At 63.1% G+C, this 18,798-nt stretch carries 22 protein-coding genes; 10 read left to right on the top strand and 12 right to left on the bottom strand.

Annotated features, from left to right (window positions below):
• Positions 1 to 112: 112 nt before the first annotated feature.
• The 3 genes from ACXJJ9_RS05075 to ACXJJ9_RS05065 form a co-directional block, all read right to left on the bottom strand.
• Complete coding sequence (locus tag ACXJJ9_RS05075; RefSeq protein WP_457096108.1) at positions 113 to 739, bottom strand: isochorismatase family cysteine hydrolase; 627 nt, start codon at positions 737 to 739, stop codon at positions 113 to 115.
• Between the two features lie 63 nt (positions 740 to 802).
• The gene (locus ACXJJ9_RS05070; protein ID WP_457096107.1) at positions 803 to 2,470 is read right to left on the bottom strand and encodes an esterase/lipase family protein; all 1,668 of its coding nucleotides are present in this window, start codon (positions 2,468 to 2,470) and stop codon (positions 803 to 805) included.
• 85 nt (positions 2,471 to 2,555) lie between these two features.
• Positions 2,556 to 3,476: a LysR family transcriptional regulator gene (locus tag ACXJJ9_RS05065; RefSeq protein WP_457096106.1), complete on the bottom strand. Its 921-nt coding sequence runs from the start codon at positions 3,474 to 3,476 to the stop codon at positions 2,556 to 2,558.
• Between the two features lie 104 nt (positions 3,477 to 3,580).
• Here ACXJJ9_RS05065 and ACXJJ9_RS05060 point away from each other — a divergent pair, with 104 nt between their 5' ends.
• From ACXJJ9_RS05060 to ACXJJ9_RS05050, 3 genes are all read left to right on the top strand, one after another.
• Entirely contained in the window at positions 3,581 to 4,330 is a 750-nt protein-coding gene (locus tag ACXJJ9_RS05060) for an SDR family oxidoreductase (RefSeq protein ID WP_457096105.1), read from the top strand.
• A gap of 94 nt (positions 4,331 to 4,424) precedes the next feature.
• Positions 4,425 to 5,354, top strand: coding sequence for an alpha/beta fold hydrolase (locus ACXJJ9_RS05055; RefSeq protein ID WP_457096104.1), 930 nt, complete (start codon positions 4,425 to 4,427; stop codon positions 5,352 to 5,354).
• Between the two features lie 80 nt (positions 5,355 to 5,434).
• Complete coding sequence (locus ACXJJ9_RS05050) at positions 5,435 to 5,905, top strand: cupin domain-containing protein (RefSeq protein ID WP_457096103.1); 471 nt, start codon at positions 5,435 to 5,437, stop codon at positions 5,903 to 5,905.
• A 45-nt stretch (positions 5,906 to 5,950) separates the two neighbouring features.
• Here the strand turns inward: ACXJJ9_RS05050 and ACXJJ9_RS05045 are convergent, their stop codons facing one another.
• Positions 5,951 to 6,439 (bottom strand): MarR family winged helix-turn-helix transcriptional regulator, encoded by a 489-nt coding sequence (locus tag ACXJJ9_RS05045; protein WP_457096102.1) that lies wholly within the window; start codon positions 6,437 to 6,439, stop codon positions 5,951 to 5,953.
• 140 nt (positions 6,440 to 6,579) lie between these two features.
• Here ACXJJ9_RS05045 and ACXJJ9_RS05040 point away from each other — a divergent pair, with 140 nt between their 5' ends.
• The gene (locus ACXJJ9_RS05040; RefSeq protein WP_457096101.1) at positions 6,580 to 7,023 is read left to right on the top strand and encodes a hypothetical protein; all 444 of its coding nucleotides are present in this window, start codon (positions 6,580 to 6,582) and stop codon (positions 7,021 to 7,023) included.
• Between the two features lie 66 nt (positions 7,024 to 7,089).
• A complete protein-coding gene (locus tag ACXJJ9_RS05035) occupies positions 7,090 to 8,388 on the top strand; it encodes an acetyl-CoA C-acetyltransferase (protein ID WP_457096100.1) in 1,299 nt (432 codons plus the stop codon).
• A gap of 53 nt (positions 8,389 to 8,441) precedes the next feature.
• Here ACXJJ9_RS05035 and ACXJJ9_RS05030 read toward each other — a convergent pair whose 3' ends face one another.
• Entirely contained in the window at positions 8,442 to 8,855 is a 414-nt protein-coding gene (locus tag ACXJJ9_RS05030) for a hypothetical protein (RefSeq protein WP_457096099.1), read from the bottom strand.
• Between the two features lie 126 nt (positions 8,856 to 8,981).
• A complete protein-coding gene (locus ACXJJ9_RS05025) occupies positions 8,982 to 9,893 on the bottom strand; it encodes a LysR substrate-binding domain-containing protein (RefSeq protein WP_457096167.1) in 912 nt (303 codons plus the stop codon).
• Positions 9,894 to 10,027: 134 nt separating this feature from the next.
• Here ACXJJ9_RS05025 and ACXJJ9_RS05020 point away from each other — a divergent pair, with 134 nt between their 5' ends.
• Both ACXJJ9_RS05020 and ACXJJ9_RS05015 read left to right on the top strand, forming a co-directional pair.
• Complete coding sequence (locus ACXJJ9_RS05020) at positions 10,028 to 10,726, top strand: pirin family protein (protein WP_457096098.1); 699 nt, start codon at positions 10,028 to 10,030, stop codon at positions 10,724 to 10,726.
• A gap of 18 nt (positions 10,727 to 10,744) precedes the next feature.
• Positions 10,745 to 11,134: a DoxX family protein gene (locus ACXJJ9_RS05015; protein WP_457096097.1), complete on the top strand. Its 390-nt coding sequence runs from the start codon at positions 10,745 to 10,747 to the stop codon at positions 11,132 to 11,134.
• Positions 11,135 to 11,181: 47 nt separating this feature from the next.
• On the opposite strand, the gene ACXJJ9_RS05010 is transcribed toward ACXJJ9_RS05015, so the two are convergent.
• The 6 genes from ACXJJ9_RS05010 to ACXJJ9_RS04985 form a co-directional block, all read right to left on the bottom strand.
• Positions 11,182 to 12,054 carry an alpha/beta fold hydrolase gene (locus ACXJJ9_RS05010; RefSeq protein WP_457096096.1) on the bottom strand — a complete coding sequence of 291 codons (873 nt, stop codon included), beginning with the start codon at positions 12,052 to 12,054 and terminating at the stop codon, positions 11,182 to 11,184.
• Between the two features lie 96 nt (positions 12,055 to 12,150).
• Entirely contained in the window at positions 12,151 to 12,681 is a 531-nt protein-coding gene (locus ACXJJ9_RS05005) for a cytochrome P460 family protein (protein ID WP_457096095.1), read from the bottom strand.
• 37 nt (positions 12,682 to 12,718) lie between these two features.
• The gene (locus ACXJJ9_RS05000; protein WP_457096094.1) at positions 12,719 to 13,486 is read right to left on the bottom strand and encodes an alpha/beta fold hydrolase; all 768 of its coding nucleotides are present in this window, start codon (positions 13,484 to 13,486) and stop codon (positions 12,719 to 12,721) included.
• A gap of 128 nt (positions 13,487 to 13,614) precedes the next feature.
• Positions 13,615 to 14,889, bottom strand: a complete 1,275-nt coding sequence (locus ACXJJ9_RS04995; RefSeq protein WP_457096093.1) for an alginate export family protein — start codon at positions 14,887 to 14,889, stop codon at positions 13,615 to 13,617.
• Between the two features lie 20 nt (positions 14,890 to 14,909).
• Positions 14,910 to 15,182: a DUF1427 family protein gene (locus tag ACXJJ9_RS04990; protein WP_457096092.1), complete on the bottom strand. Its 273-nt coding sequence runs from the start codon at positions 15,180 to 15,182 to the stop codon at positions 14,910 to 14,912.
• Positions 15,183 to 15,194: 12 nt separating this feature from the next.
• Positions 15,195 to 15,863, bottom strand: coding sequence for an isochorismatase family protein (locus ACXJJ9_RS04985; protein ID WP_457096091.1), 669 nt, complete (start codon positions 15,861 to 15,863; stop codon positions 15,195 to 15,197).
• Between the two features lie 195 nt (positions 15,864 to 16,058).
• Between ACXJJ9_RS04985 and ACXJJ9_RS04980 the strand changes: the two genes are divergently transcribed.
• Genes ACXJJ9_RS04980 through ACXJJ9_RS04970 form a run of 3 tightly spaced genes read left to right on the top strand, consistent with a single transcriptional unit; the run spans position 16,059 to position 18,797 of the window.
• The gene (locus ACXJJ9_RS04980) at positions 16,059 to 16,478 is read left to right on the top strand and encodes an organic hydroperoxide resistance protein (protein ID WP_457096090.1); all 420 of its coding nucleotides are present in this window, start codon (positions 16,059 to 16,061) and stop codon (positions 16,476 to 16,478) included.
• A 31-nt stretch (positions 16,479 to 16,509) separates the two neighbouring features.
• Positions 16,510 to 16,947: a DoxX family protein gene (locus ACXJJ9_RS04975; RefSeq protein ID WP_457096089.1), complete on the top strand. Its 438-nt coding sequence runs from the start codon at positions 16,510 to 16,512 to the stop codon at positions 16,945 to 16,947.
• The gene (locus ACXJJ9_RS04970; RefSeq protein WP_457096088.1) at positions 16,944 to 18,797 is read left to right on the top strand and encodes an amidohydrolase; all 1,854 of its coding nucleotides are present in this window, start codon (positions 16,944 to 16,946) and stop codon (positions 18,795 to 18,797) included. Before ACXJJ9_RS04975 ends, ACXJJ9_RS04970 begins: the two co-directional genes overlap by 4 nt.
• The last annotated feature ends 1 nt before the right edge of the window (position 18,798 follow it).

Raw genomic sequence — 18,798 nt, 5'->3', positions numbered from 1 at the left:
GAGCTGGTCGCGCGGCGTCGACGACGAAGCCATCAGGGTTCGGGCAGTTTTCGACCAGCACGGCGACGCCGCCGCCGTCGGGCAGTTGTGTCGTCACCACCCCGCGATGAGCTCAGTCCCGGGTCAGGTTCGCGACGAGTTCGTCAGTGGTCGTGATGACGTGAGCGAACGTGGGGCCGTTCAGTTCGTGGGCGGCATGCATCATGTCGTGCCGGAAGGCGGCGGTCGCATCGCGCACCAGCGTGACGTGATAGCCGAGCTCCGACGCGTAGCGGGCGGTGCATTCGATGCAGGTGTTGGCCAGCAGCCCGACGACAATCACGTGGGTGATGCCTTTCTGCTTGAGGCGAAAGTCGAGATCGGTGTTGGCGAATCCGCTCGAGCTCCAATGCTCGGAAACGATGGTGTCGCCGGCCTTGGGCGCGAAGTCCGGATGCCATTCGCCGCCCCATTCACCGCGGGCGAAGTGATGGCCTTTCATGATCTTGAGCTGGTTTGGATTCGGATGGTCCCAGCCTTCGTAGTCACCCGGCTCCCAGCGGCGGTGCGGCACGATGAAGACGGGAATGTTGCGCGCGCGGACGGTGCGGTCGAGGGTGCGCAGGTTGTCGAGCAGGCGAACCTCGTTGGCGATCGGCGCGATGAACGGGTATACCTTTCCGCCTTCCGACAGGAAGTCGTTGTAGGGATCCACCAGCAGGTAGCCGGTTCGGTCTTGCGGGTAGTCGACGTGGGACATGGGGGGCTCCGGGGGATGGAATGTCGTGGATCAGACGGCGGCCGAGCGGCTACTTGGCCGAAGCTAATTGCTGGCCAAATCCTCTTCGAGGATTCTGACGACCTCCGCAACGGCGCGTGGGTCCTTGTAGATCTCGTGGTCGGAATCGAGGATCAAGGTCGAACTCGCGCCCTCGAGCTTTGCGCTTTCCAGCGGCACCACTCCATCGCCAGATGAGCGGCGGCGCCCGCGCAGCGAGCCGGCAATGGTGTGGTAGTGGATTCCCGCGACAGGCATAAGCGACTCTCCGGCGCGACGCACGGGCTGCGAGACCTGCAACGTCGAGATGCTGTTGATGGCGGATCGGCTGTAGGCGCGGCGAAGTTCTGGTCGGACCGCCGGGGGGTCCGCACGAGCCAGGCGGCGCAGCGATTGTAGTTCCGGCGTTCTGCGTCCGACCAGAAGCCGCGCCAAGCGGCCAAACCATCGTTTCGCACTCGGACTGCCGCGATGCGGCGTGGCGAGGAAGATGGCCTTGCGTACACCGGGATAGGGCCGAAAAACGAAGACCTGTTGCACCGCTGTGATGTCCGCGGGCTCGGCCTCCACCGCCGACGGTGTCTTGAGGAAGGCGGCATTCCACAGCACGTCGCTACTGTCCACGCAAAGCATCCGCGCGAGGACGCCTCCCATACTGTGGCCGACCAGTACGATGCCCTGTCGTGCGGGGTCGTCGTTTTCGGGGTCGAGCACCTTCCATGCCTCGTCCAGGTAGCCCTGAATCCGATACCGGCTGACCAGCGTGGGCGCGTTGGTCTGGTAGACGACGTGCCAGACCTGATAGCGGGAGCTCAGTTCATCCGACGCCCACACCGCATTGGACAGTCGTGCCCAGACCAGGGGGCTGCTTCCTAAGCCATGGATCATCACCAGGGGGCGCTTGTTCGGATCGTAGTCGTCGAGCAGGTAGACGCCGGCGCGGCGTCCGACTTCGTGGCCGCCCAGCAAGCCCCAGATGGCCAGTCGAGGCAACTTCGATGTGTGCGCGCCGAAGGCATAGGCGGCCGCCACGTTCCTCGCCACCGGCAAGGTGTAATCACCCACGCGGATGCTGTGCATTGCGAAGGGGTTGGCGATCACCAGGCGAGGTGCGCTGTCGTTCGCGACATCAACCTCTATCCAGGCGGTGGCGGCGCGGAAGACGCCTTCGGGCGGCAACAGCTCGCACAGCGGCTGATCGGTACAACGCGGCGCAAGCAACACAACTGGCACGCCGAAGCCTGCTTTCTGCTGCTCGCCTCCGTAGGCAGCGGGAATCCGGACCGTCCGCGCCAAGGCAATCCGCATGGGCGGATGCAGATAATCGGACAGACCACGAAACTCGACATCGATGGGGATGCCCCCCATGAGTCGTCGCCCGGGCGACCAGTCATCGGGCTGCGCAGCCAGCACGGAAAACAGCAACTGATCGGTGCATCGCACGGCCAACGATGAAGCGTCCCGCGCGCCCGCGGCGTCGGCCGCCCGGATCGCAGCGAGATGGGCATTGCCGGCGCACGCCAGCCACGCGCGTTGGGTCTGTTCGCGTCCTTGCGCGCGCCCCGCGCTCTCCGCCGACGCAGTCGCCCGCGCCTGGCACGCTGCCCAGTCGGAACAGCTCGATAATTTACGTTCACCGGTTGGAATCGATCGGCAAGACGCGAGCGTCAACAACGCCATCGCCAGCGTCGTCAATACGTATACGCGGATCATGCAAACCGCCGCATCCTGCATGTTCACCTCGGCGCCGCTGCGCTGGGAGAGCGCTAATGCTTCACATCAACGTTGAACGGAGGGGTTACGCGGCAGCTATTTCAATGCCTTTAAGCAGACGCGATGCCAATCGCTTGTTTTGAAGTTGCGCCAACCACCATTCCAGAGCGCGTCCCTGGTGGTCGCCACGCCAGGCTACGTAGAGCTGGTTCGGTTCGCGTGGGTCGGCCATCCTTTTTTCGATCAACTCACCCCGCTTGATCAAACCGGAAACGCGTTCCCGAGGCAGCCAGCCCACGCCCAGGCCTTCGCGTTGTGCCTGTATCTTGGCGTTCATGCTGGGCACTGCCAATGAGGATTGTCCGCCCTGCACGCCATAGCCACGTACCTCGATTCTCCGGGAAGTGTCGGCCACCACGACCGCGCGGTGCTGGATGACGGTCGACCCGTCCAGCGGCTCTTTTGCCTTGGCCAAAGGATGGCGCGGAGACACGGCGAAGACCCAATCCATCACGCCCAACTCGAACCAGCGCAGCCCGGGAATCACCGGAGGTTCGTTGGTAGCGCCGACCACCAGATCCGCCCGGCCGTCACGCAGCGCATCCCATGTGCCGCTGAGCACTTCATGGGTGATGCGCAAGGTGACACCGGACTGCAGAGCATCAAATGCCCGGATGATCGGGACCAGCGTTTCGAATTCCAGGATCTCGTCGGTGACGATCCAGAGGCGATCTTCCCAACCTCCCGCCACCTGCTTGACTCGCTGCGTCAGCCGCGACACGTCCTGCAGAAGTCGTGCCGCCTCTTGTGCCAGCAGTTGCCCAGCCGGCGTGAGTTGCAACCGATAGCGACGGCGATCAAAGAGCAAGGCATCGAAGCGGGCTTCGAGCTGCCGCGCCGAATGCGACACCGTGGATGGCGCCTTGCCCAACCGGGCGGCGGCACGGGACAGGCTGCCGCTATCGCGGATGGCTTCAAGGAGGGCCAATTCTTCGGTTGACAACATGTTCGATACCTTCGAACGAGTTCATCACGATTGTGGCACGGCAAACAGGAAAGGCCGCGCCAGTATGCGCTCACAGCAAGTCGCTGGCATCGAAGGAAATCGCCATGAACCGCTTCACCAACAAGACCATCCTCGTCACCGGAGGAAGTAGCGGCATCGGACTGGCCACCGCCAGGGCGTTTGCCGCAGAAGGTGCCCGCGTGGTCATCACCGGCCGCGACACCGCGGCGCTGGAACAGGCAAAGACCGGCTTGGGCAGCGACGCGGTCGCATTGCGCAACGACGCCGGCAACATCGCCGACGCCAAGTCGCTCGCCGCTGCCCTCGGTGCGGACGGCGTGCGCCTGGACGCCATCTTCGTAAACGCCGGCGCTGCGAAATTCGCCGCCTTTCCGGACGTGGACCAGGCGCTTTGGGATCAGATCTTCGACACCAACATCAAGGGCCCCTACTTCCAGATCCAGGCGCTGCTGCCGTTGCTCAACCCAGGAGCGTCGATCGTGATCAACGGTTCCATCAATGCACGCATCGGCATGCCCAACACGTCGGTCTATGCCGCCAGCAAGGCTGCCATCATCTCGCTGGCGAAGACGCTGTCGGCGGAGCTGCTGCCGCGTGGCGTACGCGTCAATGTGCTCAGCCCGGGACCGGTTTCGACTCCGATCTACGGAAAGCTGGGCCTGGATGCCGCCGCGCTCGAAGCCACGGCCACGCAGATCCAGAATCAGATTCCGCTGGGCCGCTTCGGCACGTCGGAAGAGATCGCCGCCACGGTGCTGCATCTGTCCGCGCCCGAGTCCGCCTACATCGTAGGCACCGAGATCATCGCCGACGGCGGCATGAGCCAGCTCTGATCGTCAACTCGCCCGGCCGATGGCCCTCCCTGAGCACGTACTCACTTCAGTGAGGACCATCGGTTCTGCGGCAACTTCCCCCAAGGAGCACGTCATGAACAGTTTGCTGCGCCCCCTCCAACTCGCCGCGACCGCCCTGCTGATGGCGCTGGCGATGCAGTCTCCCGCCCGTGCGGCGAACAACGATTCCATCCAGAGCCATACCGCGAACGTCAACGGCATCACCCTGCACTACCTGCAGGCGGGAAAGGGCAAGGAAACGCCAATCGTGCTGTTGCATGGCTATGCCGAAACCAGCCACATGTGGCTCCCGTTGATCCCCCGGTTGAGTGATCGACGCACGGTGATCGCCCCGGATCTTCGCGGCGCAGGTTCGTCGTCCAAGCCGGATAGTGGCTACGACAAGAAGACCCTAGCCCAGGACATCCATGCGCTGGTCAAGTCCCTCGGGTATCGCAAGATCAAGATCGTTGGCCACGACATAGGTCTGATGGTGGCCTACGCGTACGCCGCGCAGTACCCGGACGAAGTGGAAAGCATCGTATTGATGGATGCGTTCCTGCCTGGCGTCGGCGACTGGACCAAGGTGTGGCTGCTGCGCGACCTGTGGCATTTCCACTTCTACGGGGAAGTGCCGCTGAAACTGGTCGATGGCCGCGAGCGCATCTACTTCGAACACTTCTGGAACGACTTCGCGGCCGACCGCAACCATTCCATTCCCGAAGCGGATCGTCAGTTCTACGCCGCCGAATATGCAAAGCCAGGCGGCATGCGGGCCGGCTTCGAGTATTTCAAGAGTTTCGAGCAGGATGCCAAGGACTTTGCGGGCTTCGCACAGACCAAGCTGCAGATGCCGATGCTGGTGCTGTCAGGCGAAAAGGCCGGCGGGCAGTTCCTGATTGACCAGGGCCGGCTCGTGGATACGAACGTCGAAGGCGTAATCGTCAAAGGTTCCGGACATTGGCTGATGGAAGAAGCACCGGAGCAGACGATTCCCGCACTGGTTGCGTTCCTCGACAAGTAATTCTTAAACCGGCTACGCGACTGTCCGCTGCTGATGGGCGGACGTCGCGAAAGGCGCGCAGCCCTCAAGGAGACAAAGCGATGTCCGTCAAAATAAAAATACTGGTGACAGGGATGTTGGTCGCAGCGGCTCTTGCTGCAAACGGCCAGCAACTGTCCGCGCAGCAACGGCTCACCCCTCAGGAATACGCCCACCTGGCTCCCGCCAACGCCACCGCCGGCACGTCCGGCGTCGCGGGAATCGAAACCCGGGTGCTGAAGGGGAAGCCTTCGAGCAAGGGTCTCTACACGATCCTGCTTACGGTCCCGGCACACACAAGCATCGCCGCGCATGACCATCCAGACGATCGCGTGGCGACGGTCATTTCCGGAACGTGGTACTTCGGCTACGGCAAGAAATTCGACGAGCGCGCGCTAAAGGCGCTGCCACCCGGAAGTTTCTACACCGAGCCACCGGGGGAGACTCATTTCGCCCGCACCGGTGATACGGCCGTGGTGCTGCAAATCACCGGCGTCGGCCCGACGGGCACGACTTACGTGAAAGCACCATAGAAGCTTCCCGGAATCAGGCGAGCTGCTTGGTCTCCGCTTGCCATCTCAATCCGCTGTCGACGTCGCAAGCGCATTGCGCAGCCTTTGCACCTGCTGATTGAGGGCGGCGAGTTCCTCGCGTGTCATTCCCGATCGTTGCAACAGCCTCTCGACCAGGCAGCCCGTCTTCGTGCGCACGTCCCGGCCGGACTTCGTCAATCGCACATGCACCTGGCGCTCGTCCGTCGCGCTGCGTTGCCGTTGGACGAATCCGGCGTGTTCCAGCCGCTTCACTAGCGGGGTGATGGTGCTCGACTCCAATGCCAGCCGCGACGCGATGGCGCTGACCGTCTGGCCGTCCTCTTCCCAGAGCACGCTGAGGACGAGGTACTGCGGGTAGGTCAGGCCAAGGGTGTCCAAGAGCGGCTTGTAGGCCCGAGTGATGGCCATGCTGGTGCCGTACAGGGAGAAGCAAAGCTGGCGGTCCAGGGGAAGCGGCCCGTTCATGTCCATGGGTGGCTCCTGAAAATCCATGCGGATCAGCAATTTGGTCATGAATAGCTTATCACGATAAAAAATATCTTGACAAGCGATATCGGGGGCGTAATCTACTGATTATCGCGATAACGATCATCGCGAGATCTAAGCAGAACCGCCCGTCACCGCTGCACCCCTGTTTCTATTCGAGAACGACCATGAACACGCTGCGCAACCTTGCCGCCCTCGCACTTCTCGCTTTCGCGGCCATTTCCCCCGCCCATGCAGAGCAGGCCGCCGAAGGCACGAAGACGCCCGTGGTCGCCGATGGCGGTTCCATGGACTCCAACTTGAAGGACGTCCAAAAGCTCCTGGAAAACCGGCTCGAGATCGCCGCCCTCACGCACGGCGGCAACGAGAAGGCCATCGCCGATGCGTTGAAGGAGCAGCTCAACAATGCCGGCGGCGAAAAGGCCGTTGCCGACGCCTTGAAGGATCAGCTGAAGAGTGCCGGCGGCGAGCAGGCCGCTGCCGACGCCTTGAACCAATACCTCAGCAAGCACCCGTTGAAGGACGGACAAGACATCACGGACCTTGCCCGCAATGGCAAGGAGAAAGCCATCGCCGCAGCCTTGAAAGCACGCTTCGGCAAGCGTCCGTGATCACGGGGTACTCAACCCCGTAGCAGTCGTCCACCCGATCCCTGCCACTTCGACTAGTGCCACCCTATGAACACACGTCGTCCCATAGCCATCCTCGGTAGCCAGCGCATTCCTTTCGCCCGCCAGAACACGGCATATACGCGTGCGTCCAATCTGGAGATGCTGACGGCCACCATCGACGCCGTCGTGAAGCGCTTCAACCTGCAGGACCAACGGCTTGGCGAAGTCGCAGCCGGCGCCGTCCTCAAGCACACGCGCGATTTCAATCTGACGCGTGAAGCCGTCCTGGCAAGCCAACTGGCACCCCAGACCCCTGCCTATGACGTGCAGCAAGCCTGCGCGACGTCGATCGAGACGGCGATCCTGGTCGGCAACAAGATCGGCATGGGACAGATCGAAGTCGGTATCGCAGGTGGCGTCGACTCGTCCTCCGATGCGCCTGTGGCACTCAGCGAAAGCTATCGCCAACTGGTCCTTGCCCTTAATCGCGCCAAGACAGGTAGCGAGCGCCTGCGCATTCTCACTGGCTTTCGGCCTTCGATGTTTCGTCCGTCCGTGCCCAACGTGAATGAGCGCCGCACTGGCCTGTCAATGGGCGAGCACTGCGAGTTGATGGTCAAGCAGTGGGGCATCACCCGGGAAGACCAGGACGAACTGGCGCTGGCCAGCCACCGCAACGGCATCGCCGCGTATGAAGAAGGCTTCTACGACGACCTGGTGGTTCCGTTTCAGGGCCTGCAGCGCGATAACAACCTGCGTAACGACACTTCGATGGAAAAGCTCGCCAAGCTCAAGCCGGCCTACGACAAGACCAGCGGCCATGGCAGCCTCACAGCGGGCAATTCCACACCGCTTACCGATGGCGCCGCCGCAATCCTGCTGGCCTCGGCTGAATGGGCCGATCTGCATGGCATTCGGCCGCAGGCATGGCTGGTCGACGCGGAAACCGCTGCCGTTGACTACGCCGGTCCACATGCGGAAGGACTTCTGATGGCACCAGCATATGCCGTTCCACGCTTGCTCAAGCGCAATGGACTGAGCCTGCAGGACTTCGACTATTACGAAATCCATGAAGCCTTCGCAGGCCAGGTACTGTGCACGATGAAGGCATGGGAAGACCCGGACTACTGCCGCGAAAGACTCGGACTGCCGCACGCGCTTGGCAGCATCGATCGGAGCAAGCTCAACGTGCGGGGAGGCTCGGTAGGGCTTGGACACCCCTTTGCGGCGACCGGTGCCCGAATCCTGGGTAGCGTGGCCAAACAGCTGATGCTGCATCGCATCCAGACCGGAAGGCCGGCGCGGGCGCTGGTCTCTGTTTGTGCCGCTGGCGGCCTTGGTGCCACCGCCATCGTGGAGGCATGAGTGCTTGCCAGAGCATTAACGGAGCGCACAGAACTGTTGTTGCAAACCGGAGGTCAGGCCGCGCGTCTCGAACGATCAGCGCTGAACCAAAGCAGTGCCGAAGCCTGCGAGCGAAATCGCCGATAGAAGTAGCCTCGAGTAGCCGCCACGCATTCCACGCTCGTTCCGAGCGCGGGGTCGCCGACATAGGCGATATGCACGTGCCGCACGACAGGTTCGCGGGCCAGGCGCACGGCGTACTCGAGCGTCTCCGAATTCGAGGCATCGATCAAGGAAGCCTTCGTCAGATCCACGAGCACGTTCCGGAACGATGATTCAGCCTGGAGCTCGATCAAGTTCGCAAGAGCACCGCTCCTGTCCTGAAGCGAAACCTCCCCGTCAAAGACCACGCGAATGACACGTGGGCCGGGCAACAGATCAACCACGTACGGCATCGAAACGACTCGATAGACGACTTGCAGGAGCATGCCGTCCAATTACGACAGACGTCTTTCAACAGACGTCTTTCAAATGACTCTGCGCAATCAGGAACTTCGATCCTGGCTCGCCATGCTGCCGTAACTGCAGCACTGCCAGCCTGGCAAATCCTGTCATTACAGCGACGCAATCAGTCGACCAAGCGTGCCCTGCCCGCTCATGCGATCTATCCACCACGCAAGAGCCGCGCCTTCTTCACCACTGCGCCAAGCCAGACGGACCGTCTCGGCGGCGCGCGGTTCTTCAACCTGCTTCTCGACCAGCAATCCGGCACGGATGGCGCCGCGCGCCACTGGTTCGGGCAAGAATCCGAAACCCAATCCCGATATCTGCAAGGCGAGCTTGGTGCGCATGTCGGGCACGGTCAGCGTGTCCTGTCCAAACAGCAGGCCGACGGTTCGCGGCAACAGCTTGCGTGCGGAATCGGCCACGGCGATTGCCCGATGCCCATGCAGGTCCGCCTTGCCCAAGGGTCTGTCGTGACCTGCCAGCGGATGGGTCGGCGCGACGGCAAACACGAATTCGATCGTTCCCATCACCTCCGAAACATAGCCACCACCGGACGGGCCATCGCCCGTGGCGCCGATCAGCAGGTCGACGCGACGCTCCATGAGTGCTTCCCATGTTCCCGTTAGTTGGTCGAGCGCTATGCGCAGGCGCGTGCTGTCGGCGACGGCATAGAAATCCCGGATGTCCGCCTCCAGTGCCAGAGGCGAGAACACCGAGTCCATGCCGATCGAGAACTCGGTTTCCCAGCCCGAAGCCACGCGGCGCACGCGCAGCTCCAGGTCCTGCGCGGCCTTGAGGAGATAGCGCCCTTCCTTGAGGAGTTCCTGCCCTGCTGCCGTCAGCGCGACACGCGGGCCCAGCCGCTCGAAAACCTGGACGCCCAGGTCGTCTTCCAGCTTGGCAACCGTGTAGGAGATCGTCGAGGGGACCTTGTGAAGCTCCTTGCCCGCCGCGGCAAAAGAACCGCGCCGGTCGATGGCATCGAGGATCTCCAGGGCGTCCAGGCTCAATCTAAGCATTCGATTTTCTCGATTATAGGACGGCAATCTACTCGCTTTTCATTCAAAAAGTCCGTCCACATACTGTGCACCAAGCCGATATCAAGCCATTCGGCGAACTTCGAATTATTCGCACATAGCGATTGGAGCACAACATGATGCAGGTCCGTAAGAGCGAAGAGCGCGGCCGCGCCGAGCACGGCTGGCTGAGCTCCAGGCACACCTTCTCGTTCGCCGAGTATCGCGATCCCCGCCACATGGGCTTTGGGCCCCTGCGTGTGATCAACGAGGACAAGGTCCAGGGCGGGCAAGGCTTCGGCACCCACGGCCACCAAGACATGGAGATCATTTCCTACGTGCTGGACGGGGCCCTGGAACACCGCGACAGCATGGGAAACGGTTCGGTACTGCGTTACGGCGATGTCCAGCGGATGAGCGCCGGTACCGGCGTGCGCCACAGCGAGTTCAACCACTCGCCGACCGAGCGCGTGCATTTCCTGCAGATCTGGGTGATGCCGGAAAAGGGCGGCCTCCAACCGGGGTACGAAGAAAAGCATTTCGACCCGTCTTCCAAGCGCGGGCAACTGCGGCTGGTCGTTTCCCCGGATGGTCGCGACGGGTCGTTGCGTATGAACCAGGACGCGTTCCTGTTCGCGACGCTGCTCGATGGCGATGAGCACGTCGAGCACACGCTCGCACCGAACCGCCGAGGCTATGTCCACGTGGCCCGCGGCACCCTCAAGGTCAACGGCGTGGAACTGCGTGCCGGTGACGCCCTGAAGATCGAGCAGGAACAACGCATCACCCTCGATCAGGGCTCTGGCGCCGAAGTCCTCCTTTTCGATCTTCACTGACCCATTCCGGAGACACCAATGAACATCCTCAACAAGATCCGTTACCCGGTGGCGCGCGTCTCGCTTGGCGCCATCTTCTTCATCCTGGGCCTGAGCAAGATCTTCAGTTTCGCCGGCGTGGCCGGCTGGATGGCCAGTTCTGGCCTGCCCTTCGCAAAGCCGCTGCTCGTGCTGACCATCGCCATCGAAGTCGGCGCCGGCCTGCTGCTGATCATCGGCCGCCAGACTCGCCTTGCCGCCCTGGTCCTCGCCCTGTTCCTGATTCCCGTCACGCTGGTGTTCCATGCGTTCTGGGGCGCGGATGCCGCCAGCTTCCAGGACCAGCTCACCCAATTCCTGAAGAACCTCGCGATCTTCGGCGGCATGCTCCTGCTGGTCGACCGCACGCGCGACACAGCGAAGGCCTGAGTTCGCCTGCCCGGCCCGGCGGCGCATCACGCGCTCGCCGGGCCAGGTCAATGCCTTGGCCGAAGGATCTTGTCGTCAACTGAATCAAGCCCGGTAAACGTTGCAATGTATTGGGCTGCAGCGACGGGGTGTTGGTGATGCGGTGCGTGCCCGGCTTGCGGGAACGTCAGAAGCTGCAGCGTCGGTAGCTGCTGGTTGAGCGCGTACCAGTTCTCAACGGGGAAAGAGATGTCGTGATCTCCCCCGACATGCATGATCGGAATGGTTGTCTTCTTCATCGCCGCGAGGACCGCATCCGCCGGGAAGATCGGATTTTTTGGTCTGTCGCCCAAAAAGGCGACGGCGAAGTCGATAGGGATTGGCGCGCTCAGATCCTTTGTGCGCTCCGCGATGCGATCGACGGAGCGCTTTGCCGCTTCGCGGCTGGCGCTTGAACGCGGTTCGAAGAAAAGAATCACCTGGTCTTCGAAGCTGTTCTCGGGAATTCGCGCCGTGTCGTAGAACAGTTGCTCCGCCGGCTTGACCAGCGGTCCCGCCGGGCCCGTGCCGATCAGGACCGCATGACTCAGGGCCTGCGGGTACATTGTCAGGACCAGCTGCGCCGCCAAGCCGCCGAGCGACCAGCCGGCAATGACGACATCCTTCAACGCGAGCCCTTCGATCAGATCATGGGCGTCCTGCGTGAGAGCTTGCGGATTGTAGTTCCGCTCACCTGTCGACAATCCAAGGCCGCTGTAATCGAATGTGATGACGCGAAAGCCGCGCGCCGCGAGGCTGTCGAGGAACAAGGGATCCCACAAATCCATGTTTCCACGAAAGCGCGTGCACAGGACGATCGGCTTGCCGGTACCGATCGAGCGATAAGCAAGTCGCCGTCCTCGTGATTCGAGAAACTGATTCGGAGCGGTGATGGCACTCATGGCCTCTTCCTCGCTGGCAGGGCGTGCCCGATTGAATCCGGACGGAAAGTGAGCACTCTGTGAGCCAGAGAGACGGCCAAGGGTGGCTGCCGCGCTTCAGCGCATCTGATAGGGATGGAAGATGTGGTCCTTCTTCTCCACCTTCACATGGCAGGCGTGTCCGCAATCGGACTTGCTGGCGGCATCCGCCGTCCACTTATCGGTCGCCGCATCGTAGTTGAATAGCGCGTAACCCCAACCGCCGCTCTTCGGGAATCGCTTGCTGTCCTTCTCGATGACGAAGGCCTGCGTGAACTTGTCCGGCACGTCGACGACAAACGGGGCTTCCGTGCTCTTCTTCGGCTTCCATTGCAATTTCGCGATCCTGGACCCTTCCGGGAACGGTTTGCCGTTGGTCGGGATTCCGGATTTGTACGCCTTGATCATCGTCGGATTGGCGACGATCACCTTGAGCACTTCGTCGGTGCGTGCAGACGAAACGACCGCCCAATCCTCGTATCCCCGGAAGTCCGAGAAGGCGATCCCGCTCGGCGACTTCAGCGCGTACTTGTCCTGTTTTGCCTGGGCGTAAAGGTCCACCCCTACAACAGCGGCAAGCACCGCCGTGACGACCGCGAACATGTGCATGGTTTTCATGGCATCCTCACTTCGATGGTTGCGCCTGTCACCGAATCGCCTGGGCTGCGGAAACGATCACCTTCGCCACGGCATCCGGCTGCGACAACATTGGCACGTGGCTCGCTTTCAGTTCGGTGGTCGTCGCCTTGATCTTGCGGGCGACGGCCCGCTCCGCGTCGGGCTGGATCATGCGGTCCTGCGTGGCCACGATGTACCAGCTCGGGCGGCCATCCCACGCGGGCGTGCTGACCTTCGAATCGAACGCCTTCGAATTGATCGGCCCCTGCGTGACGGCGATGAGATTGGCTTCCTTCGCGTCGAGATCCTGCGCGAAGTCGCTTGCCACGGTTTCCGGTGACAGCGTCAGGAAGCCGTCTGCGCTCGCGATCGGGTGCGCCAGGCCCGGCGGCGGCGGGAAGCCCTTGCCGCCATCGGCCGTCGCCTCGCCAGCGGATGGGGCGAACGCGGCCACGTACACCAGCGCTTTCACCTTGTCGTCAGTGCCCGCTTCGGTAATGACGGTTCCGCCCCACGAATGGCCGACGAGCACGACGGGCCCTGGCTGCGCATCGATCACACGACGCGTCGCCGTCACGTCGTCGGCCAGCGACGTCAGAGGGTTCTGCACGGCGACCACTTTCAATCCCTGAGCCTGTAGAAGCGGAATGATCTTGTTCCAGGACGAGCCGTCAGCAAACGCACCATGCACGAGAACGACAGTGGCTTTTGGCTTCGCTTCATCACCCGCCGCACGCGCGTTCATTGCGGCGACGCAGGATAGTGCGAAGAAAGCGGAAATCAGCATGCGGTTCATGTCGAAACCTCGTTCATGTTCGTTCACATTTTTTGTTTGGGTGAGTCTACGCCGGCGGATTGCCGCTCCACTCACCCGTTTGGGCGATAGTCGTCAGGTGAAAAGCACCAGGCGACTGACGCGCGGATCTACCATGTCACGACAGCCTCGATCGATGCATAGCGACTGTTCGATCCGCCAGCGGTGCGAATCGCATCATCGATGCGGAAGTCCACGAGCTCCGCAGCGAACGCGATGCGATCGCTGACCCGCCAATCCGCGCGCAACTGCAAATACGTTCCCGTTCGATGGCCCGCGACGCCGGCTGTTCCGTCGAGCGCGACATCGGGTTGCAAGTAGACCGCATCAGCCGTCGTTTCGCGCCACACGGTGGCGTGGGCGAGCCCCACGACGAGCGCGTCCGTCGGCGCGATCTGCAGCGACGGCTTGAGCTGAAGCAGATTGACGTAACCCGTCAGCCCCGCCCGAGAGAAGGAGTACGAGCCGTTTGGGAACAGTGGATTGAAGGTCTCCACGCGCGCATCGCCGGCACGGCGATCGCCCGACGCGCCATCAACCTGCACACCGATGCGCGGCCGCCAACGCTGCGCGAAGGTGTATCCACCACGCGCGCCCGCCGCCCACGCGTGCACGTCGGCGGGACCGACGCGCCCCCACTGCACCATGCCTTCGACATCCCAATCGAGCCCTGGGCCTTCGGACTCCCGTGCCCAGCGCAGGTCGATGGCGTGCCGGCGCTCGCGCCCTTCGATGTCGGCGATCTGCGTGTCCTCGTTGCGTACCCCTGCGTAATAGGCCGTCACCGCCCCGACGCCGCGCGTCTTCCGTTCCACGCGCACCAGATTCAAGCGCGCGTCGGGGCCGCTGTCGTCATCGAAGGGTTCATCGGCGGAGTACTGCACCGGCCGGCCGACGAATGCGTCGACGGTCCAGGCGCCGCGGGCCACGCGCAGCCACGCCGCATCGAAGGCCTGCCGCACGTTCGGTGCATCGCGAACGGACAAAAAGCGCTGTTGTCCGAAGGGCAGCTCCTGCCGCCCCGCCTGCAGCTTGACCGTCCCGTCGTGCCACGGCCGTTCGTATGCGATCCACGCGGTGCGCAGGTCGGTAGGATTGCGATCAGTCGGTGTCGGGTGTTGCTTGCCGAAGGTACGCACGTCTTCGAGCGCGCCGTGTACGGTCCATCGCTCCGTCAGCGCAAAGTCGGCGTGCACCTGCAGGCGCTGCAGGAACGCGCTGTCGGTGCCCGTCTGCCCGCGCGTGCCGAAAGCCGGCGCATCGATGGCTTCCAGGCGCCCGCGCCAATCGATGCCCGCGTCGACCGAGGCCTGCGCGTGCACGAGCGGCGCTGCGCCCGTGCACGCGGCGAACGACAGGAGGCGGCCGAGGACCATGCGCGCCATGGTCGTCCGTACCGGCCCGCTCAAGCGGGCCGGTCGCGCTCCGATCTTTCGTGCTCCTTGCACTTCGGAAGCTCACCGAACATGTGCGGCTTGACCTGCTCCTCAACCCACGCCACCGGCTTCGCCTCGCGATGGAACACGGTGCGCACCAGCGGCGGGATCTGTTCGCCGAGGAGGATGCCGAGCAGCCCGAGTAGCGCGATCACCGGCGGCGCCGGCGATCGCACCTGGAGCAGCGCGTACACGATCCCGACCAGCAGTCCGGCGCCGAGCGACATCAGGTAAGGCTTCATGGTCGCCTCCGTCTATGCGTTTTTCTTCGCCACTTCCTGCGCGCGGTTGTAACTCTCTGCGACCGCGGCGTAATTCGGTGCGACGATGCCGTAGAGCTTGGCGAGATCGGCCGCTTCGGGACGCGCCCAGGTCCGGTGCGATTCGCACAGTACCGCGTTCGCGCTGGTGGGGACGACGCCGGCCTGCGTGAACCGCGCGAGTGTCGTCCTCGACACCAGTTCGCTCGGATCGCCGGATGCATCGATCACCGCGTACACGTCAAATCCCGCGGCCTTGGCATCGAGCGCAGGGAACATCACGCACACGCTCGTCCACACGCCCGCCATGATCAGCGTCTTGCGTCCGGTGGCACGTACGGCGGCAACGAAGTCCTCGTTGTCCCACGCGTTCACTTCGCCCTTGCGCGGAACGAAGACGGCATGCGGTGCGTTTTCGTGAATCTCCGGCATCAGCGGGCCGTTGGGTCCGTTGGGTTCCGACGCGGTCGTGATCACGGGAATCTTCAGCAGCGTGGCGAGCTTGGCGAGCATCGTCGTGTTAGCGCGCAACTCGGCGATGCCGATGTCCTTCACAGTCTGGAACAACCCGGTTTGATGATCGAGCAGCAAGAGCAACGCGTCGTTCACATCAAACAGCGCTTGTCCGCCTCCGGACGCAACTACATTGTGCTTCATGGCCATTTCCTAGCTCCTCCGCATCTGCGGAACATTGGGGAGGAGAAAGCATGCTACAGCAGCAGGCGACTCGAACATCACTCATCGGGTGGAGACGACTCATACCAACGTGTCAACGAAACAAACGTGCAGTCGATTGGAGCGGCTCGGCAAGCCGACTAGATTCTCCGAACCGACCCGTCTTCTTCCCGGAATCCCAAGATGCAAACCAGCAACGTGATCTACACGGCAAAAGTCCACACCACCGGCGGCCGCGATGGCGGCGTTTCGCTGAGCGACGACGGACGCCTTAACATCAGGCATAACCTCCCCGGCGCGACGGGTGCCGGTACGAATCCAGAACAACTGTTCGCCGCAGGCTGGTCCGCCTGTTTCGAAGGCGCCATGGGCCTCGTGGCGCACCGGATGAAGGTCGCGCTCCCGGTCGACATGGCCATCGATGCGGAAGTCGACCTCTGCCTGGCGGATGAGTCATATTTTCTGCGAGCCCGCCTCAACGTCAGCCTGCCGGGCGTTGATCGCGGTGTCGCCAAAGCACTCACCAACGGAGCACACCACGCCTGTCCGTATTCGAAGGCGATTCGCGGCAATATCAACGTCGAGATCCACCTCGTCGACTGACGACACCGAGCCACGCTTCAGCGGAGCCACCATGTCCAAATCCACTTCCCGCCTGAATCCACCCAGCGCCGACGTCGGACTGTTGCTGTTGCGCCTGGCCGCCGGGGGCTTCCTGTTGCCGCATGGACTCGGCAAGTTGTTCGGCTGGTTTGGCGGCCCCGGCCTTCCGGGGTTCGCCAACGAACTGCATTCCTTCGGCCTGCCTTCGCTTGCGCCGATTCCGTTCGTGCTGGCGGCCACGCAGACCCTCGCGGGTCTGATGGTCACCGTTGGCCTGTTCACGCGCACCTCCGCCGTTGTTGCCAGTGGGTTCCTGGCGACCACCGTTGCGCTCAACGTTTCCCACGGCTGGTTCTGGATGCACGGCGGCATCGAATATCCACTGCTGTGGACCCTGTCGATGGCCGCCATCGCCCTGCTTGGCGCCGGCCGCCATTCGCTGGACGCACTCGTACGGAGAGACCGATGACCGATCTGATCATTCGCAACGCCAGGATCACCACGCTGGATCCGGCGCAGCCCGGCGCCACCGCGCTAGCGGTTGCGAACGGGGTCATTGTCGCCATCGGCGACGAGGCGAAGGTGATGGAAAAAGCGGACGCCGCAACGCGTGTGATCGATGCGGGTGGTCGCCGGCTGATCCCGGGCCTCAACGACAGTCATACGCATCTGATTCGCGGCGGCCTGAATTACAACCTCGAACTCCGCTGGGATGGTGTGCGCAGCCTCGCCGACGCGATGGCGATGCTCCGGGCGCAGGTCGCACGGACACCCGCACCGCAGTGGGTCCGCGTGGTAGGCGGGTTCACCGAACACCAATTCATCGAGAAGCGCCTGCCCACGCTGGCGGAGATCAACGCCATCGCGCCCGACACGCCCGTGTTCCTGCTCCACCTCTACGATCGCGCACTCCTCAATGGCGCGGCCTTGCGCGCCGTGGGATACGACAGGAACACGCCGAACCCGCCGGGCGGCGAAATCCAGCGCGACGCCGATGGCAATCCGACCGGCCTTCTACTCGCCAAGCCAAATGCGCTGATCCTGTACGCCACGCTCGGCGCCGGGCCGAAGCTGCCGCTCGACTACCAGGTCAATTCATCCAGGCATTTCATGCGCGAATTGAACCGCCTTGGCATCACCTCGGTGATCGACGCCGGCGGCGGATTCCAGAATTTTCCCGATGACTACGAAGTCATCCAGCAGCTGCACGCGCGCAACGAATTGACCGTCCGCATCGCCTACAATCTTTTCACGCAGAAAAAGGGCGGCGAGCTTGCCGACTTCGACCGTTGGACCAGGATGCTGAAGCCGCGCGAAGGCGACGACATGCTGCGGCACAACGGCGCCGGCGAAATGCTCGTATTCTCCGCAGCCGACTACGAAGACTTCCGCGAGGCGCGTCCTGAATTGCCTTCGGGCCTGGAAGGCGAACTGGAAGACGTCGTCCGCCTGCTTGCGCAGAATCGCTGGCCGTTCCGCATCCACGCGACCTACGACGAAAGCATCACCCGCATCCTCGATGTCTACGAGAAAGTCGATCGCGAGGTGCCGTTCGACGGCCTGCACTGGATCGTCGACCACGCCGAGACGATCTCCGATCGCAACATCGACCGCATTGGCGCACTCGGTGGCGGCATCGCCGTGCAGCACCGCATGGCCTACCAGGGCGAATACTTCGTCGAACGCTACGGCGCACGAGCCGCCGAACGCACGCCTCCAGTACGGCGCATGCTGGATGCCGGGGTCCCGCTCGGGATGGGCACCGACGCCACGCGCGTGGCCAGCTACAACCCATGGATCGCCCTGTACTGGCTGACGACCGGGCGTACGCTTGGCGGGCTCCAGATCTATGGCGAGAGCAACCAGCTCGAGCGGGAAGAAGCGCTGCGGTTGTGGACGCATGGCAGCGCATGGTTCTCGAACGAGCAAGACGACAAGGGTCAATTGAAAACCGGTCGGTTCGCCGACTTCGCCGTGCTGTCGGCCGACTACTTCAGCGTGCCCGACGACGACATCAAGGACATTACCAGCGTGCTGACCGTGGTCGGAGGCAAGGTGGTCCACGGCGGTAGTGAATTCGAGTCGCTCTCGACGAAGTTGCCGCCGCCGATGCCCGACTGGTCCCCGGTGCGCCATTTCGGTGGCTACCAGGGCGCGACCCTGGCGCAGGCCGCGGCCGCATTTGCCAACGCGCACGGCCACACGCATGGCGAGCCATGCCATGTGCATGGACACGGCCACGCCGCGCACCATGACGCGCCCGTCGGCGACTACGCGGGGTTCTGGGGCGCACTGGGCTGTTCGTGCTTCGCGTTCTGAC

This window comes from Lysobacter sp. P5_B9 (genome assembly GCF_054049835.1).
This window is presented reverse-complemented; position numbering and strand designations above follow the sequence as displayed.